The sequence below is a fragment of the Meridianimarinicoccus roseus genome, from assembly GCF_003172915.1.
GTDB lineage: Bacteria > Pseudomonadota > Alphaproteobacteria > Rhodobacterales > Rhodobacteraceae > Meridianimarinicoccus > Meridianimarinicoccus roseus.
Genome location: NZ_QGKU01000047.1, coordinates 116,821 through 139,672, shown reverse-complemented (window position 1 = coordinate 139,672; position 22,852 = coordinate 116,821). Strand labels below are relative to the sequence as shown.

The 22,852-nt window shown below is 67.8% G+C and carries 27 protein-coding genes and 1 tRNA gene; 16 read left to right on the top strand and 12 right to left on the bottom strand.

Annotated features, from left to right (window positions below; translation table 11 throughout):
* Positions 1-8 precede the first annotated feature (8 nt).
* Positions 9-1,061, top strand: coding sequence for a tRNA epoxyqueuosine(34) reductase QueG (gene queG, locus DKT77_RS15090; RefSeq protein WP_109812492.1), 1,053 nt, complete (start codon positions 9-11; stop codon positions 1,059-1,061).
* Positions 1,062-1,151: 90 nt separating this feature from the next.
* Positions 1,152-1,340 carry a hypothetical protein gene (locus DKT77_RS15085; RefSeq protein ID WP_109812491.1) on the top strand — a complete coding sequence of 63 codons (189 nt, stop codon included), beginning with the start codon at positions 1,152-1,154 and terminating at the stop codon, positions 1,338-1,340.
* Here the strand turns inward: DKT77_RS15085 and DKT77_RS15080 are convergent.
* Positions 1,331-2,110 (bottom strand): 23S rRNA (adenine(2030)-N(6))-methyltransferase RlmJ, encoded by a 780-nt coding sequence (locus DKT77_RS15080; protein WP_109812490.1) that lies wholly within the window; start codon positions 2,108-2,110, stop codon positions 1,331-1,333. The two genes, DKT77_RS15085 and DKT77_RS15080, sit on opposite strands and share 10 nt — an antisense overlap.
* Before the next feature lie 7 nt (positions 2,111-2,117).
* Complete coding sequence (locus tag DKT77_RS15075; protein WP_109812489.1) at positions 2,118-2,987, bottom strand: branched-chain amino acid aminotransferase; 870 nt, start codon at positions 2,985-2,987, stop codon at positions 2,118-2,120.
* Between the two features lie 178 nt (positions 2,988-3,165).
* Here DKT77_RS15075 and DKT77_RS15070 point away from each other — a divergent pair, with 178 nt between their 5' ends.
* From DKT77_RS15070 to dxs, 6 genes are all read left to right on the top strand, one after another.
* A complete protein-coding gene (locus DKT77_RS15070) occupies positions 3,166-3,651 on the top strand; it encodes a MarR family winged helix-turn-helix transcriptional regulator (protein WP_109812488.1) in 486 nt (161 codons plus the stop codon).
* A gap of 4 nt (positions 3,652-3,655) precedes the next feature.
* Positions 3,656-4,360, top strand: coding sequence for a response regulator (locus tag DKT77_RS15065; RefSeq protein ID WP_109812487.1), 705 nt, complete (start codon positions 3,656-3,658; stop codon positions 4,358-4,360).
* A gap of 156 nt (positions 4,361-4,516) precedes the next feature.
* Positions 4,517-5,488, top strand: a complete 972-nt coding sequence (locus tag DKT77_RS15060) for a histone deacetylase family protein (protein WP_109812486.1) — start codon at positions 4,517-4,519, stop codon at positions 5,486-5,488.
* Positions 5,469-5,711: an exodeoxyribonuclease VII small subunit gene (locus DKT77_RS15055; RefSeq protein ID WP_109812485.1), complete on the top strand. Its 243-nt coding sequence runs from the start codon at positions 5,469-5,471 to the stop codon at positions 5,709-5,711. Before DKT77_RS15060 ends, DKT77_RS15055 begins: the two co-directional genes overlap by 20 nt.
* A complete protein-coding gene (locus DKT77_RS15050; RefSeq protein ID WP_109812484.1) occupies positions 5,711-6,577 on the top strand; it encodes a polyprenyl synthetase family protein in 867 nt (288 codons plus the stop codon). The genes DKT77_RS15055 and DKT77_RS15050 overlap by 1 nt, the downstream gene beginning before the upstream one ends.
* 38 nt (positions 6,578-6,615) lie before the next feature.
* Positions 6,616-8,544: a 1-deoxy-D-xylulose-5-phosphate synthase gene (gene dxs / locus DKT77_RS15045; protein ID WP_109812483.1), complete on the top strand. Its 1,929-nt coding sequence runs from the start codon at positions 6,616-6,618 to the stop codon at positions 8,542-8,544.
* 186 nt (positions 8,545-8,730) lie between these two features.
* Here the strand turns inward: dxs and DKT77_RS15040 are convergent.
* The 7 genes from DKT77_RS15040 to leuC form a co-directional block, all read right to left on the bottom strand.
* Positions 8,731-8,807 (bottom strand) — tRNA-Pro (locus DKT77_RS15040).
* Between the two features lie 70 nt (positions 8,808-8,877).
* Positions 8,878-9,834, bottom strand: a complete 957-nt coding sequence (locus tag DKT77_RS15035) for a DMT family transporter (protein ID WP_109812482.1) — start codon at positions 9,832-9,834, stop codon at positions 8,878-8,880.
* Positions 9,835-9,923: 89 nt separating this feature from the next.
* Positions 9,924-11,030, bottom strand: a complete 1,107-nt coding sequence (leuB, locus tag DKT77_RS15030) for a 3-isopropylmalate dehydrogenase (RefSeq protein WP_109812481.1) — start codon at positions 11,028-11,030, stop codon at positions 9,924-9,926.
* Positions 11,031-11,066: 36 nt separating this feature from the next.
* Positions 11,067-12,224: an endonuclease/exonuclease/phosphatase family protein gene (locus tag DKT77_RS15025; protein WP_238547927.1), complete on the bottom strand. Its 1,158-nt coding sequence runs from the start codon at positions 12,222-12,224 to the stop codon at positions 11,067-11,069.
* Positions 12,225-12,287: 63 nt separating this feature from the next.
* Positions 12,288-12,893 carry a 3-isopropylmalate dehydratase small subunit gene (gene leuD, locus DKT77_RS15020; protein WP_109812480.1) on the bottom strand — a complete coding sequence of 202 codons (606 nt, stop codon included), beginning with the start codon at positions 12,891-12,893 and terminating at the stop codon, positions 12,288-12,290.
* Between the two features lie 56 nt (positions 12,894-12,949).
* The gene (locus DKT77_RS15015; protein WP_109812479.1) at positions 12,950-13,477 is read right to left on the bottom strand and encodes an HdeD family acid-resistance protein; all 528 of its coding nucleotides are present in this window, start codon (positions 13,475-13,477) and stop codon (positions 12,950-12,952) included.
* Between the two features lie 25 nt (positions 13,478-13,502).
* On the bottom strand, positions 13,503-14,927 hold the full coding sequence (leuC, locus tag DKT77_RS15010) for a 3-isopropylmalate dehydratase large subunit (protein WP_109812478.1): 1,425 nt from the start codon (positions 14,925-14,927) through the stop codon (positions 13,503-13,505).
* 354 nt (positions 14,928-15,281) lie between these two features.
* On the opposite strand from leuC, the gene DKT77_RS15005 reads away from it, so the two are divergent.
* The 3 genes from DKT77_RS15005 to rlmH all read left to right on the top strand — a co-directional run bounded on the left by DKT77_RS15005 (position 15,282) and on the right by rlmH (position 16,945).
* Positions 15,282-15,920, top strand: a complete 639-nt coding sequence (locus tag DKT77_RS15005) for an SOUL family heme-binding protein (RefSeq protein ID WP_238547926.1) — start codon at positions 15,282-15,284, stop codon at positions 15,918-15,920.
* 182 nt (positions 15,921-16,102) lie between these two features.
* The gene (gene rsfS / locus DKT77_RS15000; protein ID WP_338016082.1) at positions 16,103-16,453 is read left to right on the top strand and encodes a ribosome silencing factor; all 351 of its coding nucleotides are present in this window, start codon (positions 16,103-16,105) and stop codon (positions 16,451-16,453) included.
* 21 nt (positions 16,454-16,474) lie between these two features.
* Positions 16,475-16,945, top strand: a complete 471-nt coding sequence (gene rlmH / locus DKT77_RS14995) for a 23S rRNA (pseudouridine(1915)-N(3))-methyltransferase RlmH (protein ID WP_109812476.1) — start codon at positions 16,475-16,477, stop codon at positions 16,943-16,945.
* A 36-nt stretch (positions 16,946-16,981) separates the two neighbouring features.
* Here rlmH and DKT77_RS14990 read toward each other — a convergent pair whose 3' ends face one another.
* Positions 16,982-17,407, bottom strand: coding sequence for a hypothetical protein (locus tag DKT77_RS14990; RefSeq protein WP_109812475.1), 426 nt, complete (start codon positions 17,405-17,407; stop codon positions 16,982-16,984).
* 175 nt (positions 17,408-17,582) lie between these two features.
* Here DKT77_RS14990 and DKT77_RS14985 point away from each other — a divergent pair, with 175 nt between their 5' ends.
* A complete protein-coding gene (locus DKT77_RS14985; protein WP_109812517.1) occupies positions 17,583-18,458 on the top strand; it encodes an SDR family oxidoreductase in 876 nt (291 codons plus the stop codon).
* Between the two features lie 17 nt (positions 18,459-18,475).
* On the opposite strand, the gene DKT77_RS14980 is transcribed toward DKT77_RS14985, so the two are convergent.
* Positions 18,476-19,138 (bottom strand): androgen-induced gene 1 family protein, encoded by a 663-nt coding sequence (locus tag DKT77_RS14980; RefSeq protein ID WP_238547925.1) that lies wholly within the window; start codon positions 19,136-19,138, stop codon positions 18,476-18,478.
* A gap of 102 nt (positions 19,139-19,240) precedes the next feature.
* Between DKT77_RS14980 and DKT77_RS14975 the strand changes: the two genes are divergently transcribed.
* Positions 19,241-19,636 (top strand): DUF2306 domain-containing protein, encoded by a 396-nt coding sequence (locus DKT77_RS14975; RefSeq protein ID WP_109812473.1) that lies wholly within the window; start codon positions 19,241-19,243, stop codon positions 19,634-19,636.
* Positions 19,637-19,710: 74 nt separating this feature from the next.
* Here DKT77_RS14975 and DKT77_RS14970 read toward each other — a convergent pair whose 3' ends face one another.
* Positions 19,711-19,959 (bottom strand): accessory factor UbiK family protein, encoded by a 249-nt coding sequence (locus DKT77_RS14970; protein WP_109812472.1) that lies wholly within the window; start codon positions 19,957-19,959, stop codon positions 19,711-19,713.
* A 92-nt stretch (positions 19,960-20,051) separates the two neighbouring features.
* Here DKT77_RS14970 and lgt point away from each other — a divergent pair, with 92 nt between their 5' ends.
* The 3 genes from lgt to pgeF are packed head-to-tail and all read left to right on the top strand — an operon-like array spanning position 20,052 to position 22,767.
* Positions 20,052-20,945, top strand: a complete 894-nt coding sequence (gene lgt / locus DKT77_RS14965; protein ID WP_109812515.1) for a prolipoprotein diacylglyceryl transferase — start codon at positions 20,052-20,054, stop codon at positions 20,943-20,945.
* Positions 20,942-22,012 (top strand): class I SAM-dependent methyltransferase, encoded by a 1,071-nt coding sequence (locus tag DKT77_RS14960; RefSeq protein ID WP_109812516.1) that lies wholly within the window; start codon positions 20,942-20,944, stop codon positions 22,010-22,012. The genes lgt and DKT77_RS14960 overlap by 4 nt, the downstream gene beginning before the upstream one ends.
* Complete coding sequence (gene pgeF, locus DKT77_RS14955) at positions 22,009-22,767, top strand: peptidoglycan editing factor PgeF (protein WP_109812471.1); 759 nt, start codon at positions 22,009-22,011, stop codon at positions 22,765-22,767. Before DKT77_RS14960 ends, pgeF begins: the two co-directional genes overlap by 4 nt.
* Positions 22,768-22,852 lie beyond the last annotated feature (85 nt).

The following is a 22,852-nucleotide window of genomic DNA, read 5'->3' as shown; positions in this document are numbered from 1 at the left end:
CGCGCGCGATGCGGTCGACCGACCAGCTGAAGGCTGCCCTGGCGGCTCAGGCCGACGCAGAGGGGTTCGCCGCCACCGGCGTGTGCCGTCCGGACGCGGTACCGGACCTCGCGGCACGGCTGGCCGATTTCGTGGCGCAAGGTCGTCACGGGCAGATGGGCTGGATGGCCGAGCGGATGGGCTGGCGCGGCGATCCATCGGCGCTGTGGCCGCAGGCGCGCAGCGTGGTGATGCTGGCCGAACCCTACACGCCAGACCATGACCCGCTGGAGGTGCTTGGTCAGCGCGACCGGGCGGCAATCAGCGTCTATGCGCAGAACCGGGACTACCACGACCTCGTCAAGAAGCGGCTCAAGCGGGTGGGGCGCTGGCTGCTGGACCAGTCCGAGGCAGAGGGGCACGCGATCAAGGTGTTCGTGGACACCGCGCCGGTGATGGAAAAGCCGCTGGCCGCCGCCGCGGGGTTGGGCTGGCAGGGCAAGCACACCAACCTGTTGGGGCGCGATCTGGGCAACTGGTTCTTCCTCGGCGCGATCTTCACCACGCTGGCGCTGCCGCCCGACACGCCAGGGGTGGAGCGTTGCGGCAGTTGCACCGCCTGCCTCGACATTTGCCCGACCGATGCGTTTCCCGCCCCGTTCCAGCTGGATGCGCGCCGCTGCATTTCCTACCTGACGATCGAGCATCGCGGCCCGGTGGACGAGGATCTGCGCGCACGGATGGGCAACCGGATCTACGGCTGTGACGACTGCCTTGCAGTGTGCCCGTGGAACAAGTTCGCCGCCGGGGCGCGCGAGGTGCGCTATGCCGCGCGGGACGATCTGCGCGCGCCACCCTTGGCCGAGCTTGCCGCGTTGGACGATGCGGCTTTCCGCGCGCGATTCTCGGGATCGCCGATCAAGCGGATCGGGCGTGACCGGTTCGTGCGCAACGTGCTGTATGCCATCGGCAACAGCGCGGACCCGACGCTGGCGTCGGCGGCACGGGCGCTGCTGGGCGATCAGGATGCAGCGGTCGCGGATGCCGCGGCCTGGGCGCTGGCACGACTGGTGCCGGGCTAGGGGTTTTCAGGCGCGCCGCGCGTTCCCATGTCAGAAGCGTGGGAGTGTGCTACACTTCCCGTCCGAACCGACCACAGAGGAGGACAGACCATGACACGCCATATTCTCGACGATCCGCGCAAGCAGACGAAATCGGGCATGAAGCTGACCATGTCGCGCATCGCGCTGGACCGGATGCCACGCGCCGAAACGCTGGCGCTGCAGCGCCGCCCGGTCGGTCGTCCGGCGGGAGCGCGGCTTCGCGAATTCGCCCGGATCGAGCGCGGCCACTACGCCTGAAGCGCGGCAAAGCGGCGGGCCAGCGCGTCCGCCGCCTCGGCCAGACCCCATGGCGGGTTGACGACGAAGACCCCGCTGCCCCTCATGCCGTGACCGGCGCGGGCGGGCGGGAAGCAGACGCGGGAATGCAGCGCGCCCGCGATGCCGAGAGCGTCCAGTGCCTTTGCCATTTCATCCTCGGCCCCCGAGGCGAGGATCGGATACCACAGCATCAGCACGCCCACGCCCCAACGGCGATGCAGTTTGGCCAACAGCCGGGGCATCTGGGCGAATTCCGTTTTCAATTCATAAGACGGATCGATCAGCATCGCGCCCCGGCGCGGTATTGGCGGGACCATTGCCAGTGCCATTGAAGGCCCGTCTTCGCCCCGCAGGTCGGCTCCGGGCAAGGCGCTTTCCAGCGCGGCACGTTCGCGCGGGTGCAGTTCGGCCAGCGTCATCCGGTCGCCGTCTCGCAGCAAGGTCTGCGCGATCAGCGGAGAGCCGGGATAGGCGTCCGGCCCGCCCCGGGTGCGTGCGGCAGCCAGAGCACGGGCATAGGGGTGATCGTCGGCGAACCAGCCCGCCATACGGGCGACGCCCGCCGCCGCCTCGCCGGTCTTGCGGGCTTCTGTGCCGGACAGGTCGTACAACGCCCGCCCGGCATGGGTTTCGATATAACTGAGCGGCTTGGGCTTGCGCGCCATATAGTCGAGGGTCGCGGCCAGAAGCGCATGCTTGTGCACGTCGGCCGCGTTCCCCGCATGGTAAGCGTGCTGGTAGGACAGCATCGCTCGGTCAGGTGCGGACCAGCTTCTCGTAGGCGTCCGAAATGTCGCGCGCCATCGCGCCGACCTCGAAATTGTAGTCGCCGATCTGGCCCACGGGCGTCACCTCGGCCGCGGTGCCGGTCAGCCAGCATTGCTGGAAGCCTTCCAGTTCCTCCGGCATAATGTGCCGCTCGTGCACGGCGATCTGCCGGTCGCGCAGCATCTGCACGACGGTCTGCCGGGTGATACCGTTCAGGAAGCAGTCGGGCAGGGGCGTGTGAACTTCGCCGTCTTTCACGAAAAAGATGTTGGCGCCGGTCGCTTCGGCAACGTAGCCGCGATAGTCGAACATCATCGCGTCTGAGCAGCCCTTCGCTTCGGCCGTGTGCTTGGACATCGTACAGATCATGTAGAGCCCGGCCGCCTTGGCGTGACAGGGGATGGTGTCGGGTGCGGGGCGTTTCCATTTCGACACGTCGAGCTTTGCGCCGCGGGTCTTCGCCTCGCCGTAGTAGTTGCCCCAGGTCCAGGCGGCGACGGCCATGCGCACCGGGTTGCGCGCGGATGCGACGCCCATGTCCTCGCCAGCGCCGCGCCAAGCGATGGCGCGCACATAGGCATCCGACAGCCCGTTGGCCTTCATCACCTCGTACTTCGCCGCTTCGATCTCGTCCACGGTGTAAGGGATTTCGAAGTCGATCATCTTTGCCGAGGCGCGCAGCCTCTCGGAATGCTTGCGCGATTCGAAGATAGTGCCGCCATAGGCGCGCTCTCCTTCGAACACCGAACTGGCGTAGTGCATCGCATGGGTCAGGATATGCACGTTGGCGCTGCGCCACGGCACCATTTCGCCGTCCAGCCAGATCATCCCGTCGCGATCGTCGTAGCCACCCGCCATCGTGTTTCCTTTCTGCCGGTCGGATTTCCGAAAGTTGCGCGAAAAATGGCCGCTTCGGACCATTTGTTGCCAAAAATCTCAGCGTGGGTACCCGTTGAGTCTTGGAAAGTCAACAAGGCTGACGTAAGTTGCCGCAAACCGTGAACATAGCTTCGAAAACCGGGGCGGGAGGGGACGGATGGACGGACATGGCGGCGAGAAACTGCTGTTCCTGACGGACGAGCAGCTGCGGCAGGGCATAGAGGCGATGTTTTTCGCCTATCGTGGCTTCACGTCGGACCCTGACAGGATTCTCGACGATTACGCCTATGGTCGCGCGCATCACCGGGCGCTGCATTTCATCAACCGCAGTCCCGGGACCACGGTGAACAACCTTCTGTCGATCCTCGGGGTGACCAAGCAGTCGCTCAACCGCGTGCTGCGGACGCTGATCGAGGACGGTCTGGTTGAGGCGCGGGTCGGCGACCGCGACAGGCGCGAGCGGCACCTGCATCTGACCGCGACGGGCCGCGCGCTGGAGGCCAAGCTGTCGGACGCCCAGCAGACCCGGATGCGGCAGGCGTATCGCACCGCCGGGCCGGAAGCGGTGGCGGGGTTTCGCCGGGTTCTGGAGGCGATGATGGACCCCGAGATCCGCCGACACTATGCCGGTCTGGCGGAGTGAGCCGATGAGTGCGCTGCCCGATACCCACCTGCTGGTCGTGGACGATGACGAACGGATCCGCGGACTTTTGCAGAAGTTCCTAAAGCGGCACGGCTTCTGGGTCAGTGCGGCGCGGGACGCGGCCCATGCGCGGCGGCTGCTGGACGGGCTGGAATTCGACCTGATCGTGCTTGATGTGATGATGCCGGGCGAGGACGGGATCGCGTTGACCCGCAGCCTTCGCGAGGACATCGCGACGCCGATCCTGCTGCTGACCGCCAAGGGCGAGACGTCCGACCGTATCGCCGGGCTGGAGGCGGGCGCGGACGACTACCTAGCCAAACCGTTCGAGCCGAAGGAACTGCTGCTTCGGATCAACGCGATCCTGCGCCGGATGCCGCCGGCGGATGCCGCGACCGGTGATGCGGCAATGCTGACGCTGGGCGAGGTACGTTATGACCTCGACCGGGGGGAGCTGTGGTCCGGCGCCGAGGTGGTGCGCCTGACGGCGACGGAACACCAGCTGATGCGGATCTTCTCGAGTCGGCTTGGCGAGCCGCTGAGCCGCACGCAGCTTGTTGAGGAACTGGGCCGCGACGGTGGCCAGGCGCAGGAGCGCGCCGTGGACGTGCAGATCACCCGGCTGCGCCGCAAGATCGAGGCCGACCCCAAGCAGCCGCGCTACCTGCAGACGGTGCGGGGCGCGGGATACATGCTGGTCGGCGACTGACCTGCCGGATTGCGCCGCGTGCCGCGGCATGCCTCTTGTCCCCACCCCCGCCTGCGCGGGGACGGGTCCCCGCCCGTGGCAGCGCGACGCATTTGTCATGAGCCTTGCCGCGTGGCGGTCATTGCGCCGCGGCGGCGCGCGCGGTTAGGGTGCGCCATGACCACGATCCTCTACTCTCATCCCGACGCCGCACGCCATGTTATGCCGGACGGCCATCCCGAACAGGTGGCGCGCTATCACGCGGTGATGGGGGCGCTGACCGCACCGCAATTCGCCGCGCTGGATAGGCGCGAGGCGCCGCTTGTCCGGGACGAGGCGCTGTTGCGCTGCCATCCCGAAGCCTATCTTCAGCGGGTGGCACGCGCCGCTCCTGCGCAAGGCTGGCGGCAGCTTGATGCCGACACGCACGTGATGGCGGCCTCTGAAACGGCGGCGCGACGGGCGGCCGGTGCGGCTTGCGCCGCGGTGGACGCGGTGCTGGATGGCGAAAGCGTGAACGCGTTCTGCGCGCTGCGCCCACCCGGTCACCATGCCGAGCGGGAGACCGCGATGGGGTTCTGCCTGTTCGGCACCGTGGCCGTCGCCGCGCTGCATGCGCTGGAGGTGCACGGGCTGTCCCGCGTCGCCGTGATGGATTTCGATGTGCACCACGGGAACGGCACGCAGGACCTTCTGTGGACGGAGCCACGGGCCTGTTTCGTGTCCACCCACCAGTCGCCGCTCTATCCGGGCAGCGGCGCGATGGACGAACGCGGCGCGCATGGGCAGATCGTGAACCTGCCCCTGCCGCCGGGAACGGACGGCGCCGCATATCGCGCGGTTTTCTCTGCCCGCGTGTTGCCCGCGTTGCGCGCTGCCCGACCCGAGTTGATCCTTGTCTCCGCGGGGTTCGACGCGCATCGCGACGACCCGCTGGCACAACTGGAGCTGGAAACCGCCGATTTCGCCTGGATCACCGAACGGATATGCGATGTGGCGGACGAGACCTGCGGCGGACGGCTGGTGTCGGTGCTGGAAGGCGGCTATGACCTGCAGGCGCTGGCCGCAGGGGCGGCGGCCCATGTGGCCGTGCTTCTGGAGCGGGGCGCAGGGCAGAAGGAGACGCGCGATGACCGAAACCCCGGTTGAGAAGATGAGCTTCGAAGCGGCGATGGCCGAACTGGAGCAGGTGGTCGGCCGTCTCGAGGCCGGCGAGGTCGCGCTGGACGAGTCGATCGCGCTGTACGAACGTGGCGCGCGCCTGAAGGCGCATTGCGAGGCGCGACTGAAGGCGGCGGAAGAGAAGGTCGCGACCATAACCCTCGATGAAAACGGGCAGCCCAAGGGCGCCGTGCCGACCGACGCGAGCTGATGTTCGACGCGGCGCTTGCGGCGGCAGCCGCGCGGGTGCAGGCCTGTTTCGATGACGTGTTGTCGGGGCAGGCGGCGCTGCCGGTGGTCGAGGGCATGGCCTATGCTACACGCGGCGGCAAGCGGCTGCGCGGCTTCCTGGTGCTGGAAGGCGCGGCGCTGCATGGGATCCACGCCGATGTGGCGGTCTGGCCCGCCACGGCGATCGAGGCGCTGCACGCCTATTCGCTGGTGCATGACGACTTGCCCTGTATGGATGACGACGATCTGCGTCGCGGTCAGCCCACAGTGCACCGCCGCTGGGACGAGGGCACCGCGGTGCTGGTGGGCGATGCGCTGCAGACCCTGGCGTTCGAGTTGCTGACCCGCCCGGACGGGCTGGACCCGGGTCGGCGGCTCGATCTTGTGTCAAGTCTTGCGGCGGCGTCGGGGATGGGGGGCATGGTGCTGGGCCAGGCGCAGGACATTGCCGCCGAAAGCGCCGTGGCGCCGCTGACGCTGGACCAGATCACCGACTTGCAGGCGAACAAGACCGGCGCGCTGATCCGCTGGTCGGCGGAGGCGGGCGCACGGATGGCCGGGGCCGACCCGGCGCCCCTGACGGCTTACGCAACGGCGCTGGGGCTTGCCTTCCAGATCGCGGACGACATCCTTGACGTCGAGGGTGACGCAACCGCGGCCGGCAAGCGCCTACGCAAGGACGACGCGGCGGGCAAGGCGACCTTCGTGTCGCTGCTGGGTCTGGATGCGGCGCGCGCGCGTGCCTCTGCCCTGGTGGACGAGGCCTGCACGGCGCTGGCCCCTTACGGCGCGGGGGCCGAAACCTTGCGGCAGGCGGCCCGTTTCGTTATCTCGCGCCAATACTGACCGGCCCCCGGGCCCGTCCGAACGGGGAGGAGCCCGAGATGACCGACCGACCGACCACGCCGCTGCTGGACCGCGTCACCACGCCCGCCGACATGAAGGGATTGAGCGACGCGCAGCTGCACCAGCTGGCGGCCGAGTTGCGGGCCGAGACGATCAGCGCCGTATCGGTCACCGGCGGTCACCTGGGCGCAGGGCTGGGCGTGGTCGAATTGACCGTTGCGCTGCATGCGGTTTTCGACACGCCCCGCGACAAGCTGATCTGGGACGTGGGCCATCAGTGCTATCCGCACAAGATACTGACGGGACGGCGCGAGCGTATCCGCACCCTGCGCCAGAAGGGCGGGCTGTCGGGGTTCACCAAGCGGGCCGAGTCCCCCTACGATCCGTTCGGGGCGGCGCATTCCTCCACCTCGATCTCGGCTGCGCTTGGGTTTGCCGTGGCGCGGGATCTGGGCGCCGCACCGCCCGAAGGCGCGGGGGATGCCATCGCGGTGATCGGCGACGGGGCGATGTCGGCCGGTATGGCTTTCGAGGCGCTGAACAACGCCGGGCACCTGAAACGCCGCCTTATCGTGATCCTGAACGACAACGAGATGTCCATCGCGCCGCCGGTGGGGGCGCTGTCCTCCTACCTGTCGCGCCTCTATGCCGGGGCGCCGTTCCAAGAGTTCAAGTCCGCCGCGAAGGGGGCTGTCAGCCTGTTGCCGCCACCGTTCCAGGAGGGTGCGCGCCGGGCCAAGGACATGCTGAAGCACCTGACCGTCGGCGGCACCATGTTCGAGGAGTTGGGCTTTTCCTATGTCGGGCCGATCGACGGGCACGACATGGACCAGCTTCTGCCGGTTCTGCGGACCGTGAAGGCGCGTGCCACGGGGCCGATCCTGATTCATGCCATCACCCGGAAGGGCAAGGGATATGCCCCTGCCGAGGGGCGTGCCGACAAGGGCCACGCCACAGCCAAGTTCGACGTGGTGACCGGCACCCAGAAGAAGGCACCGTCGAACGCGCCAAGCTATACTCGCGTCTTCGCAGAGGCGCTGCTGGCCGAAGCCGCTGACGACGACCGCATTACCGCCGTCACCGCTGCGATGCCGGACGGCACCGGCTTGAACCTGTTCGCCGAACGCTACCCGTCGCGCTGCTTCGACGTTGGCATCGCCGAACAGCATGGCGTGACCTTCGCCGCCGGGCTTGCAGCGGGCGGGCTCAAGCCGTTCTGTGCGATCTATTCGACTTTTCTGCAGCGCGGGTATGATCAGGTGGTGCATGACGTGGCGATCCAGCGCCTTCCGGTGCGCTTCGCCATAGACCGTGCCGGGCTGGTGGGTGCGGATGGGCCGACCCATGCGGGCGCGTTCGACATCGCATATCTTGCCAACCTGCCAGGTTTCGTCGTTATGGCCGCCGCGGACGAGGCGGAACTGGTCCATATGGTCGCCACCGCCGCCGCCTATGAGGACGGCCCCAGCGCCTTCCGGTTCCCGCGCGGTGAGGGAGTTGGCGTGGAGATGCCGGAACGCGGGCGCCCGCTGGAGATCGGCCGCGGTCGGATGATCCGCGAGGGCAAGGGCGTCGCCATCCTGTCCTTCGGCGCGCGGCTGTCCGAGGTGGAGCGCGCGGCCGAGGCACTGGCAGCGCGCGGCATCACCCCAACGGTGGCCGACGCGCGTTTCGCCAAGCCGCTTGACCGCGACCTCATCCTGCGGCTGGCGACTGATCACGAGGCGCTGATCACCGTGGAGGAAGGTGCCATCGGCGGCTTCGGCAGCCATGTCGCGCAGCTTCTGGCCGAGGAAGGGGTGTTCGACAACGGGCTGAAATACCGCTCCATGGTGCTGCCCGACACCTTCATAGACCAGGCGAGCCCCGCCGACATGTACGCTGTGGCCGGCATGAACGCCGAGGACATCGAGGCTAAGGTGCTTGACGTTCTGGGTGTGGAGCGGCTGGACGCTGCGCGCGGCTGACCTGCGGCGCTGCCCGTGCGCGGGCCGACACGGTCGCCGCCAGGCACGTGTCGCGGGTGCGGCGCTTTCATCGGGCCGCCGCATGCTTGCCGCGAAAACATCCACGCGTCTCGGGCGCATCAATGCACAAGCTGCAAGTCTGTGAAAGGGGAGATACCAGCATAGCCCTGCGGGCATTTGGCGATCTGGTCGGAGTGAGAGGATTCGAACCTCCGGCCCCTGCCTCCCGAAGACAGTGCTCTACCAGGCTGAGCTACACTCCGACCGTGTCGCGCGGGGTAATGCCTTTGGCGGGGATTTGCAAGCGCACAAATGCAGTGCGCGCGAGGCCCGTCAGTCGTCGTCGATCAGGGTGCTGACACGCGGATAGGTCCCCGTCTCGTGGCGGGTCCGCGTGCTCAGAACCGGCTGGTTGTCGGTCGCGCGCGCGCCGCTTTCTCGGGCGACGATATACATTCCGCTTGCGATCACGATCCCCGCGCCAAGCAGCGTCGGCAGGTCTGGCACCTCGGCGAAGATCAGCCAGCCGAAGAGCGTCGCCCAGACGATCTGGGAATATTGCATCGGCGCCACCACCGCGGCCTCGCCGGTACGGTAGGCGAAAATGATGAAGCTGGTCGCGATGATCGACAACACCGCGATCGCGGCGAGCGCGCCCAGATGCTCCAGCGGCATCGGTTTGTAGACGGCAGGCAGCAGTGCGCCCATGACGAGCACGTTGCCGAGCAGCGGATAGAGGATCAGCACCGAGCTGCGTTCCTCCTGTCCGATCTTGCGCACGATGATCGACGCGGTGGCCGACCCTGCCGCGGCCATGAGCCCCGCCAGGTGCCCTGCCGACAGCGGCACTGCGTTGGGCCGCAGCACCACAAGGACACCGCACAAGCCCACCACGACCGCCGCCCAGCGGTGCACGCCCACCTTCTCGCCCAGCACAGGGATCGACAGGACGGTGATCAGCAGCGGGGTGGCGAACAGCAGCGCGTAGGTCTGCGCCAGCGGCAACAGCGAGAACGCGGTGAAGGCGCAGAACCCGGTCACGATGGCGGCGATGGCCCGCGCGAGGCTCCACCACGGATGGCGCGGGCGCAGGTGGCCATGGGTCCGGCTGCGCGCGAGGATCAGGGTCAGCACCGGAAAGCTGAACAGCACGCTGAAGAATACGATCTGAATCGGCGAATAGCTGCCCCCAAGCAACTTTACCAGCACGTCGTGGCTGGAAAACACGGCGAAGGCGCCAAGGGCGAGCAAGGCGCCGCGCGCATTGGGGGAAAGTCGGCGCAAGGGCATGGCAGGGTCCGGATCAGGTGCGACCGGGTTACCGCTACCATGCCGTGCGATCAAGGGGGCCCCGCGCTCAGGGCCCGCCGCGTCCGCTGTCAGAGAGAGCCGTCGAGCGCGGCCAGAACCGCGTCCCCCATGCCCGAGGTCGAGACCGGGCTGCCACCGTCGCTTTGCATCAGGTCTGCCGTGCGCACCCCATCGGCCAGCACCTTTTCGACGGCGGCTTCCAGCCGGTCCGCCTCGGCACCTTGGTCGAAAGAATACCGCAGTGCCATCGCGAAGCTGAGAATGCAGGCGATCGGATTGGCCTTGCCCTGCCCCGCGATGTCGGGGGCCGATCCGTGTACCGGTTCGTAAAGCGCCTTGGGTCGCCCGTTCGCCATCGGCGCACCCAGGCTGGCCGACGGCAGCATCCCGAGGCTGCCGGTCAGCATCGCCGCCGCATCCGACAGAAGGTCGCCGAACAGGTTGTCGGTGACGATCACGTCGAACTGCTTGGGCCAGCGGCACAGCTGCATCGCGCCGGCATCCGCGTACATGTGCGACAGTTCGACATCCGGGTATTCCGTCTCGCCGATCTTCGTGACGACCTCGCGCCACAGCACACCCGATTCCATCACGTTGGCCTTCTCCATGGAGCAGACCTTGTTTCCACGGCGGCGGGCAAGTTCGAAGGCGGACCGGGCCACGCGCTCGATCTCGCTTTCCGTGTAGCGCTGGGTGTTGATGCCGACGCGTTCGTTACCTTCGTGAATGATGCCGCGCGGTTCGCCGAAATAGATCCCCGAGGTCAGTTCGCGCACGATCATGATGTCGAGTCCGGCGACTACGTCGCGCTTCAGTGACGAGAAGTCGGCCAGCGCGTCGAAGCATTGTGCCGGGCGCAGGTTGGCGAACAGATCCATTTCCTTGCGCAGGCGCAGCAGGCCGCGTTCGGGCTTCACGCTGAAGTCGAGCACGTCGTATTTCGGGCCACCCACAGCGCCGAGCAGCACCGCGTCGGCTTCTTGCGCCTTTTCCATCGTCGCATCGGTCAGCGGGGTGCCGTGGGCGTCGTAGGCGGCGCCGCCGACCAGATCTTCACTCACGTCGAAAGCCAGCCCCCGCTTGGCGCCGAACCAGTCGATGATGCGGCGCACCTCGGCCATGACCTCTGGGCCGATACCGTCGCCGGGCAGGATCAGCAGGTTTGGGTTGGTCATGGCAGGCATCCTTTTTCGCAGGGGTTTGGCCGGTGCCTAGCCGCTCCCCCCGGAAGGGTCAAGAAAGCGCGGCGGACCCTGCGGTAGCGCGATATCAACCCAGACTGGCCGGTGGCGCGAGGCGCCGCGCCCGTCCTCGCCCAGAAGGGCCGCAGCTGGATCGTCCGGCGCGGGCCAGGCCACACCGGCGCCCGTTACGGTCAGCCGCGCGTCGGGCAGCACGTAATCCACCCGCAGGTTCCCGGGCTCCCCTTCCGCGTCCCAGGCGACGGTGTCGGCAGCGGCAAGTTCGGGTTCGCGGAACCCGCCAGCGGCGGCGCCCGGGCTGGTAGGGCGCGGATCCTGAAGCCCGGGATGCGCCAGAAGCTCCGCCATCGCGGCGCGGCGCCCGTCACCGCCCGCGGGATCGAGGTTGGAATTTCCCATCACCACGACCGGCCCAGTGGGCGGTGGCAGGCCGAGCGGAGTATCCAGAGCGCCGTCCAGCAGCAGCGACCAGAAGCGTGTCTCGTCGCGGTTGCGCAGGCCGTTGCGATCTTCCGGGCCGTCGAAAACCGGGGGAGTCGCGTGGTAGATCAGGAGGTTGAGACGCTCGCCCCCCGGCAGCAGCAGCGGCACCTCCCAATGCCCGGTGGAGGACAGGCGCTGCGCCGACTGGGCCGCCGCGCTTGGAAATGGCTTGGCGTTCATGGCGGGCAGTTCCGCGCCGGGCAAATCGGCCCACCGCAGGGCCGAGAAGTCCCGCACCGCGGCCGTGTCGATGGGCAAGCGCGACAGGATCGCCATTCCGTTGTGCCCCGAGAACAGCCCGTAGCCCTGTGCGTCGCGCGGCCCGCGCAACCGCCCGTCACCGTCAAGATCGACGTCGGTCATCAACCCTGAATTGGGCCTTAGTGAAAATAGATGTTTTAAATCAGTGCCTTCCGCAGAGATCAGGTCCGCGAACGCACCAAGGGCAAGCAATTGCGCGTCATAGTCGAAGCGCAGCAACACCAGAACGTCGGGCGCGAGGCTTGCCACTAGTCGCGCGGCGGCGGCTGCCTGCGGGTCGCCGCGCTGGATATCGCGCAGCAGGAGGCCCGGCCCCCTGCGATCGAGTTCCACCGTATAGACCATGAGGCGCAGACTGTCCGCCGCGGCGGGCAGACAGGCCGCGAGCGCGGAAAACACCAGCAGGGCAAGACGATGCAGCATCCCGCCACTAGAACGCAGCAAGGTTAAGGCGCGGTTAGCCCCGCGCCTTTCGGTCTTGCTGGATCACACCCAGGGGCGTTCGGCCGCGGCCTTGGCCTCGAAGGCGTCGATCGCCGCGGCCTTTTCAAGGGTCAGGCCGATATCGTCCAACCCGTTGAGAAGGCAGTGTTTCCGGAACGGATCCACGTCGAACGAGATGGTGCCGCCATCGGGCCCGCTGATTGTCTGCTCTTCCAGATCGACGGTAACGGTGGCGTTCGACCCGCGCGCGGCGTCGTCCATCAGCATGTCGACCTGTTCCTGCGGCAGAACTATGGGCAAGATACCGTTTTTAAAGCAGTTATTGTAGAAGATGTCAGCGAAGCTGGGGGCGATCACGACGCGGATGCCGAAATCGAGCAGCGCCCAAGGCGCGTGTTCGCGGGACGATCCGCACCCGAAATTGTCGCCGGACACAAGGATCTGCGCGTTGCGATAGGCCGGCTTGTTCAGAACGAAGTCGCTGATTTCGTTACCGTTATCGTCATAGCGCATCTCGTCGAAGAGGTTCTTTCCGAGGCCGGTGCGCGCGATCGTCTTCAGGAACTGCTTGGGTATGATCATGTCGGTATCGACGTTCATCATCGGCAGCGGAGCCGCGATCCCGGTCAGTTTGGTGAATTTTTCCATCGTATGATTCCCGTATGATAATCATATGACTCGCATATGACTCGTGTCGGACCGGATCAGCGGGTGCCGCCCGTCCCCTGCGATTTCACGAAGAGCGCGAGCACGATCAGCCCCGCGCCGTTGAACAGAAGTTCCACCCCCAGCAGCACGCCCAGAAGCGCGAGCGACGCGGCGCCGAAATTGGCGAGGATATACGCCGCCAGCAGCACCGACAGCGCGCCCGACACCAGCATCGGCCAGTAGAAGCGCGTCTGCTTCATGGACCAGGCCAGCACCAGCCGCAGCACGCCGCTGGCGGCCAGAAGCACCGTCACCAGCAGCGCCAGCGACACGGTCCCGCCCAGCGGATTGACCATGAAGGACAGGCCCAGCAGCAGCGTGACGATGCCGAGCACGAGCGCCCAGACCTTGTGGCCCCCGTCTTCGGCCATCGCGACATAGATCTGTACCCCGCCTGCGAGCGCAAGGAACAGTCCCGTCACCAGCGTCACCGCGATGGAGGCCGCGACCGCGTTGCCGAGCGCGAAGAGCCCGAACACCACCGACACGACCCCGAGGATCAGCCATTTCGTCCAGAGTGCCATGAGTCCGTCCTTTCGGGGTGGGGTGTCAGGCTGGTTCGTTTTCGCGCGTGAGGTCGCGCACGTCGGTCAGCCGCCCGGTGATCGCGGCGGCGGCGGCCATTGCGGGACTCATCAGGTGGGTGCGTCCGCCGCGGCCCTGCCGCCCTTCGAAATTGCGGTTCGACGTGGCTGCGCAGCGTTCACCCGGCGAAAGCTGGTCCGGATTCATGGCGAGGCACATGGAACACCCCGCAAGCCGCCATTCGAAGCCCGCGTCGCGGAAGATGTCGGCCAGCCCCTCTTCCTCGGCCTGGGCACGCACGAGGCCGGAGCCAGGCACCACCATGCCGCGCAGGCCGGGCTTGATCTTGTGGCCCTTCAGCACGGCGGCGGCGGCGCGCAGATCCTCGATCCGGCCATTGGTGCAGGAGCCGATGAACACGGTGTCGATCTCGATCTCGGAGAGCGGCGTGCCGGGTTTCAGCCCCATGTAGTCGAGCGACCGGCGCGCGGCATCGACCTTGCCGCCGGTGAACTGGGCCGGGTCGGGAACGGTGGCGGTGATCGGCAGCACGTCTTCGGGCGAGGTGCCCCAGGTCACGACCGGCGCGATGTCTTCGCCGCGCAGGGTGACAACCTTGTCCCAGTGCGCGTCTTCGTCACTTTGCAGCGTCGCCCACCAGGCCATCGCCTTGTCCCAGTCTTCGCCCTTGGGCGCGTGCGGGCGGCCCTTGACGTAGGCGAAGGTCTTTTCGTCCGGCGCGATCAACCCGGCGCGGGCGCCACCCTCGATCGCCATGTTGCAGACGGTCATGCGGCCTTCCATCGACAGGTCGCGAATCGCTTCGCCGCAGTATTCGATGACATAGCCGGTTCCGCCAGCGGTGCCGGTATGGCCGATCACCGACAGGGTGATGTCCTTGGCGGTCACCCCCGGCGCGAGCTTGCCGGTGATTTCCACCTTCATGTTCTTCGATTTCTTCTGGATCAGCGTCTGCGTCGCCAGCACGTGTTCGACTTCGGACGTGCCGATGCCGTGGGCCAGTGCGCCGAACGCGCCGTGGGTCGCGGTGTGACTGTCGCCGCACACCACCGTCATGCCCGGCAGTGTCCAGCCCTGTTCAGGCCCGACGATGTGCACGATGCCCTGCCGGATGTCGGACACGGGATAGTAGTGGATCCCGAAGTCCTTCGCATTGGTATCGAGCGCCTCGACCTGGATGCGGCTTTCCGGGTTGGTGATGCCGTTCACGCGGTCCTCGGTGGTTGGGACATTGTGGTCCGGCACGGCGATGGTCTTGTGCGGCGCGCGCACGGTCCGGCCCGCCATGCGCAGCCCTTCGAAGGCTTGCGGGCTGGTGACCTCGTGCACGAGGTGCCGGTCGATGTAGAGCAGGCTTGTGCCGTCCTCGGCTTCGTGGGCCAGGTGGGCGTCCCAGATCTTGTCATAGAGTGTCTTCGGGGCGGTCATGAGGGTCCTCTCCCGGTGGTGAAATTGGGTGTCGGTCAGGCGCGCGGCGTCGTCGGCCGCGCGGGGCCGATCATAGGCGGGCGGTCGCCGTCCGGGTCTGACCGTGGAATCGCCACGGCAAGCGGGCGCGGTCACCGATGTCGAACACAGGTTTCATGCGCCGCACTTAACGGCTTGGTGCCGCGCGATCAAGCGCCGCGCCGTCGCGGGGCGGGCGCTGTCGGCGGGCCGAGGCAGGCCGATGCCGGAATTTCGCGGACGGTCACCGGAGAGGGCGACTGCCATTCTGTCGCGGGAACTGATCCGGACAGGCTTGCGTTGCGTAAACAGGGTTCACAGGGAACGGGACCGCGCATGAGCATCGTCAATCACACTACCCATCTCGGCATGGCCGCCTTGCTGCTGGCCGCCGGTGTGGCGGCAGCCACGGAGGCGCGCATGTACAAGGGCTATGAAACCCCGGCCTATGACGTGCTCGAACAGGACGGCGCGATCGAGTTGCGCCGCTATGCGCCCCATGTCGTTGCCGAGGTGCAGGTGGAAGGGTCGCGGCGCGGTGCCGTCGGGCGCGGCTTCCGTACGCTGGCCGGCTACATTTTCGGGGACAATGCCGATGCGCAGAAGGTAGCGATGACGGCGCCGGTGGCGCAGATCTCGGTGCCGGCGGCGGGCGATGCGGCAGGCGGCACGGCGCTCCCCGGCCCGGTGTGGACCGTTCGCTTCACCATGCCGTCGGATTACGACGTGGGCACCCTGCCGGTTCCGGCTGATAGCGCCATCCGCCTGACCCGCACCGCGCCGCAGACGCAGGCGGTGATCCGGTTCTCCGGCTTCTGGTCAGACCGCAGTTTGAACGCCAAGGCCGATGCGTTGCAGGCCTGGGCCGAGGCGCGGGGCCTGACGCTGGAGGGAAGCCCGCGTTATTACTTCTACGACGATCCGTTCACGCTGCCGTTCAACCGCCGCAACGAGGTCGCCTTCGTGGTGCGCTGAGCGGGGCTCCGCCGGCGGCACGGGCGGCGTGGGTGCGCCAAGCATTGAGAATTGCCCGGCCCGGTGCTATATTTACCGCATCGTGCCCGCGTTGCGGGCATCCCACAACGGAGGACATCGTCCTGTCTCACTCAGCCCAGGCGGTCTCGGTCGGGGCCGCACCCACGGCAGCCGGTCACGGCCTGCCCGACCAAGCGCAAAGCGACGACACGCTTGCGCGTATCCTTTCTTCCCTTTCAGATAACAAAGCCGAGGACGTCGTTTCCATCGACCTGCGGGGCCGGACGGAAATGGCGGATTTCATGGTGATCGCGACGGGGCGCTCGTCCCGGCAGGTCGGTGCCATGGCGGAGAAACTTCTGGAGCGGCTCAAGCAGGACTTCGGCATTACGTGCAAGGTCGAAGGCAAGGAGCAGGGCGACTGGGTGCTGATCGATGCCGGCGACGCGGTGGTGCATCTGTTCCGGCCCGAGGTGCGCGATTTCTACCAGCTTGAGAAGATGTGGCAGCAGCCGGATGCCGTGCGGCGCTGAGCCGCCGGTTCCGCTGTCCCCATGAAGCTGACGATCTGTGCGGTGGGCCGCCTGCGGGGAGGGCCCGAGGCGGCTCTTTTCGACGATTACAGGACGCGTTTCGACCGTACCGGGCGGGGGCTTGGTCTTGGCCCGCTTGCCGTGAGCGAGGTCGAGGCGAAGAAGGGCGGCGGCGCGACCGAGGAGGCGCGGCTGCTGGAACGCGCGGCGCCAGGCGGCGCGGTGCGTCTGGCGCTGGACGAACGCGGCAGAATGATGAGTTCACCCGAATTCGCGGACCTGCTGGCCGAATGGCGCGATGCCGGACGGTCGGAACTGGCGATCTTCATCGGCGGGGCGGACGGCTTCGACCCGGCCTTCCGGCACGGCTGCGACAGATGGATGTCCTTTGGGCCGATGGTGTGGCCGCACATGCTGGTGCGGGTGATGCTGGCCGAACAGCTTTACCGCGCGGCGAGCATTCTGGCAGGTAGCCCGTATCACCGGGAATGACGGCGACGACGTGCGGCGCAGTCGTGGGGGCGTGCGTCAGGTCCAGAACGCGCCGCGCCAGACGGTCTTGCCGCCCATCGCTTCGCTGATCTCGGGGGGCAGTTCGGTGCAATGGTGCAGCGTGAATGACCGCCACCAGGTATACATCTCGTCCTCGGGCTGAAGGATGTGGGGACGCACGAGATAGCACTCCTTCAGGCGGGTCTTGCGGCCCATCTGGTCATTGGTGTCCTGTTCCCAGTTGATGTGAAGCGCCTTGGTCGGGCTGGGGTCGTAATCGATGCGGAACCACTGGCGCTTGGTCCGGTCTTCATAGCCGATGACGAATCCGAGGTTCTTCATGTGCTCGGTGTTCTTGGTGCCCCAGAGGGGACTGGAGTAATCCCCCGGGTGGTCCGCCTTGACCTGCGCAATCGCCGGCCCGAGGGCGGTGAACTTTCCAGGATTGGTGATTTCGCCCATCTTCAGTTCCTTTTTCGCGGTCTTCAAGAAGTGTGAGCGCGGGCGCCGGTTCGGGAAAGTAGGACAAACCCGAAGAAGTACGAACCGGAACGGCCGCCTTCGGGCGCCGTGGCGGGGCGTGCGCCGCAAGGGCGGCGGGGTTGCACCGGGCGCGGGGCTGGCGCAGGGTCGCGCCATGACGCCGCCGCATCTTTTTTCCTTCGGACACGGGTATTCTGCGCAGGCGCTGGCGCGGCGTCTGCTGCCGCAGGGCTGGATCGTCACCGGCACCACGCGCAGTGCCGAGAAGGCGAGCACGCTTGCGCGGGAGGGCATCGCGGTGCTGCGGCCCGGCGATGACCCGGCCCCTGCGCTGCGCCGCGCCACGCATCTGCTGATCTCGGCCGGGCCGACGGAGGAAGGCGACCCGGCCATCGCCGCGCTGACCCCCCTGCTGCAGGAGGTCGCCCCGGCCCTGACCTGGGCGGGCTATCTCTCCACGACGGGCGTTTACGGCGATCACGGCGGCGGCTGGGTTGACGAGGCGACGCCGCTGACACCGGCCACCCGGCGCGGCCGCCTGCGGGTCCTGGCCGAGCAGCAGTGGCGCGACCTGGCCGCCGCGACCGGCCTGCCGCTGCACATCTTCCGGCTGGCCGGAATCTATGGGCCGGGACGCGGCCCTTTCGCCAAGGTGCGCGCGGGCACGGCGCGGCAGATCATCAAGCCGGGGCAGGTCTTCAGCCGCATCCACGTGGAGGACATCGCACAGGTTCTCGCGGCGTCGATCGCGCGGCCCAATCCCGGGGCGGTCTACAACGTCTGCGACAATGACCCGGCCCCGCCGCAGGACGTGCTGGCCCATGCTGCCGCGCTGCTGGGCCTGCCCGAGCCGCCGCGCGAGGATTTCGACACCGCCGAGATGACGCCGATGGCGCGCAGCTTTTATGCCGAGAGCAAGAAGGTCCGCAACGACCGGATGCTGCGCGACTTGGATGTCCAGCTGAAATACCCCGACTACCGGACCGGACTGGCCGCGCTTCTGGCGGAAGAGGAGGGCGGCGCGGACTGAACCGCCCCGCAGCCCGGTCAGGCCGTCCGCCCGCCGCGCGGTGCCAGCCGGTCCACCCCGGCCTGCGCCGCGCGCAGCAAAGCGATGAACACCAGTCCGGAGGCCCATGTCGCGCCATAGAAGCCCAGCCGTGCGCCGAGCCCCATGTCGTTGAGGAAAGGGTAGGGCAGCCCTGCCGTGACCGTGCCCACCGGCCCGTCATTGAGCGGCGCGACGATCAGTTCCGCCCAGCCGAGATAGGCCAGAACCAGCACCCCGAGCCAGAGCGCCACAGCGCCCATGCGCCGGAAGCCACGCTTGATCGACAGCACGTCGATCCACTGCAGCAGCGGCCCGGCGAGGTGCAGGTAGTATTCGCGCAGCGGCACGATGGCGTTCTCGCCATTCACGAGCGCGGGATCGTCGAAATAGAGCCGCCAGTAGGACACGACGACGATCATGTTCAACACCGCAACGACCGACACGAACACCGCGCCGCGCGCATCCGGCGCCCCGAAGCGCGGGGTGAGCATCAGCGCGGCGGCGACAAGGCTGCCGGTCAGCGCCCAGATCGTCAGGTAGCGGAACTGCCACCCGAAATCCGAAAGGTCGGTGAAATCCTCGGTCAGGGCGCGATCGACGAAGAACGCGGCGGCGAGAAGCAGGACGAGCCAGCGGTAGGTCCGGACGGAGGGAGGCATGGTGGCGGCGCTTTCACGATCGTTCCTCGGGACGATGGCAGCAGGGCGGCGGCGCTGTCCAGCCGCTTTGCCCGGAACGGGCCGGTGTGCTAGCCGGTGGGCATGACTCTTTCTCCGTTGCTCACAGCCCCGCCGCCCATCCCCGCCCATGCGCTGCTGGCGCTTGCGGCGTTCATAGGGGGGACCGTCCAGATGCTGCTGCCGAAGGGCACGGCGCCGCATCGGTGGTTGGGCCGTGCCTGGGTCGGCGCGATGGCGGTGGTGGCCACGTCGGGGCTGTTCATCCACACGATCCGGTTGGTCGGCCCGTTCAGCCCGATCCACATCCTGTCGGTGGTCACACTTGTCGCGTTGGTCGATGCCGTGCGGCGCGCACGGCGCGGCGACATTGCGGGACACCAGCGCGGGATGATCCTGCTCTACGCGCTGGCGCTGGTGTTGACGGGAGCGTTCACGCTGCTGCCCGGGCGGGTGATGCACGCCGTGATATTCGGCTGAGCCGTGGGGGCCGACCCCCCGCCCAATGGCGGGGACGAGCGACCATGACGGGCGACAGGCGCGTGCGGGCGGCGTCAGTCGGCAGTGCCGCGCTCAAGCGCGTCGAGCCGGGCCTTCAGCGCCTCGTTCTCTTCGCGGGCCTTCTGGGCCATCGCGCGAACGGCGTCGAATTCCTCGCGGGTGACGAAGTCGCGGTCGGCGAGCCAGCGGTCGAGCATGCCCTTGAGCGCCGTTTCCGCCTCTTCGCGCGCGCCCTGGGCCACGCCCATCGCGTTGGTCATCAGTTGCGACAGGTCGTCGAGGATCTTGTTCTGGGACTGCATGTCTGGCTCCATCCTTGGCTGAGGGACATATGGCGCGGCAGGGGGCAAACCTCAAGGTTGACTTCCCGCCGCACCGCTTGCCATCTGCCGCCATGAACCTCGCGATCCCCTTTCCGGATATCGGCCCGACGCTTGTCGCGTTCGAGATCGGTGGCCTGACGCTGGCGCTGCGCTGGTACGCGCTGGCCTATATCGCCGGGCTGCTGATCGGGCTGTGGCTGGTGCGGCGGGCGCTGGCCCGTCCTGCGCTGTGGCCCGGCGGTGCCGCGCCGATGACCCGCGAACAGGCCGAGTCGCTGCTGACATGGGTGGTTCTGGGCGTGGTGATCGGTGGACGGCTGGGGTTCGTTTTCCTTTATCAGCCGGGGTATTACCTGGCCAACCCGCAGGATATCGTGAAGGTCTGGCAGGGGGGCATGGCGTTTCACGGTGGGCTTGCCGGGGTGATCGTGGCGGGGGCGCTGTTCTGCCGTGTGCACCGTCTGCCAGCGGCACAGGTGGCCGACGCGATGGCGCTGGCCACGCCGCCGGGGCTGCTGCTGGGCCGGATTGCCAATTTCATCAACGCGGAGCTTTGGGGCCGCCCGACGACGCTGCCCTGGGGCGTGATCTTTCCCGGCGAGGCTGCGCAGGCCTGCGGTCCGGGCTGGCCCGTGCCCTGCGCGCGCCATCCCTCGCAGCTTTACGAGGCTGGGCTGGAGGGGCTGGTGCTGGGCACGGTGCTTCTGTGGCTGGTCTTCGCGCGGGGCGCGCTGAAGGTGCCGGGGCAGGTTACGGGCGTGTTTCTGACCGGGTACGGGCTGGCCCGCGTCGTGGTCGAGCATTTCCGGCAGGCCGACGCCCAATTCATCACGCCGGACAACCCGTGGGGTCATGTGCTTCGGCTTGGCGAGGCGGGTCTGACGATGGGGCAGCTTCTGTCGTTGCCGATGGTGGCGGCGGGGCTGCTGGTGCTGAGCCTCGCGTGGCGGCGCGGGACGGCATGACCCCGCTCGATGCGCTGTTGCGTCGGCGGATCGCGGTCGGTGGGCCGATCACCCTGGCCGATTACATGGCCGAATGCCTGCTGCATCCGGAGCACGGCTATTACACGGGGCGCGATCCGTTGGGTGCAGAGGGTGATTTCACCACGGCGCCCGAGATCAGCCAGATGTTCGGCGAACTGGTCGGGCTCGCGCTGGGGCAGGCCTGGCTGGACCAGGGTGCGCCCGCGCCGGTTGCGTTGGCCGAGCTTGGGCCGGGACGCGGCACGCTGATGGCCGACATCCTGCGCGCCGCGCGGGCCGTGCCCGGCCTTCCCGAGGCGGTGCAGGTGCACCTGGTGGAGGCCTCTCCTGTGCTGCGCCGGCGGCAGGCTGCGGCGCTGCCGGACGCGGCGCCGACCTGGCATGACAGCGCGGACACGCTGCCGGACCTGCCGCTCCTGCTGGTGGCGAACGAATTCTTCGATGCGCTGCCGATCCGCCAGTTCCAGCGCAGCGGGCGGGGATGGGCGGAACGGCAGGTCACGGTGGGCGAGGCGGGACTGGCCGCGGGCCTGACGCCGGCCGCACCGTTGGCGGCGCTGGCGCACCGGCTGGCCGATACCGCCGACGGCGAGGTGGTGGAGACCCGTCCCGCCGCCGCCGCCATCGCGGCCGGGCTTGCCGGGCGCATCGCGGCGCATGGTGGCGCGGCACTGATCGTCGACTACGGCGACTGGCGGTCGTCGGGCGATACGTTCCAGGCGCTGGAGGCGCACCGGATGGTCGATCCGTTCGCGCGGCCAGGCTGCGCCGACCTGACCGCCCATGTGGATTTCGAGGCACTGGCGGACGCGGCGGCGGCGCAGGGTGTGGCCGTCAGCCCGATGGTGCCGCAGGGCGTGTTCCTTGAACGGCTGGGGATCACTGCGCGCGCGACGTCACTGGCGGCGCGGATGGACGGCGCGGCGCGCGAGGCGCATGTCGCCGCACATCGCCGCTTGACCCACCCGGGCGAAATGGGATCACTCTTCAAGTGCATGGCTTTCACGCCGAAGGCCGCGCCGCCGTTCCCGGGATTGACGCCATGACGCTGGAGATCATCACCGCCGACGCGCTGGCCCCCTTGCGCCACGGGTTCTTCACCCGGCGCGGCGGAGCATCGTCCGGGGTGTTCGAGGGTCTGAACTGCGGACGCGGATCGTCGGATCAGTCCGAGGTGGTCACCATCAACCGTACCCGCGTCGCGCAGGCGATGGACGCAGGGCTGGGCGATCTGCGCGGCCTGCACCAGGTGCATTCCGCCGTTGCGGTAACGGCCAGCGCCGAGAAACCCGGCGCGCCGCCGCAGGCAGATGCCATCGTGACCGACCGGCCCGGGCTCGTGCTTGCTGTCCTGACCGCCGATTGTGCGCCGGTGCTGTTCGCCGACCATGCTGCCGGGGTCATCGGCGCCGCCCACGCCGGTTGGAAGGGCGCGCTTGGCGGTGTGCTGGAGGCGACGCTGGACGCGATGGAGGCGCTTGGCGCCGATCGCGCCGCGACCGTGGCGGTGATCGGGCCCACGATATCGCAGGCCTCCTACGAGGTCGGGCCGGAGTTTTTCGAGCAGTTCATGGACGAGGATCCGGCGCTGTCGCGGTTCTTCGCAGGCGGGGCGGACGACCGGATGCATTTCGATCTGCCCGGTTTCGCCTTGTGGCGGATGCGAGAGGCGGGGATCGGTACGGCGGAGTGGCTTCGCCATTGCACCTACGCGAATCCGGCGATGTTTTACTCTTTCCGACGCAGCGTGCACGAAAAACAGGCAGACTACGGCAGATTGGTGTCAACAATTAGGCTTTGACGGGCGAAAGTCCGCCGACGACGCTGCGATGCAGAAAAAACGTCTTACAGTTGTCACATCAATTCGCTACCTACGGAAGCACGGG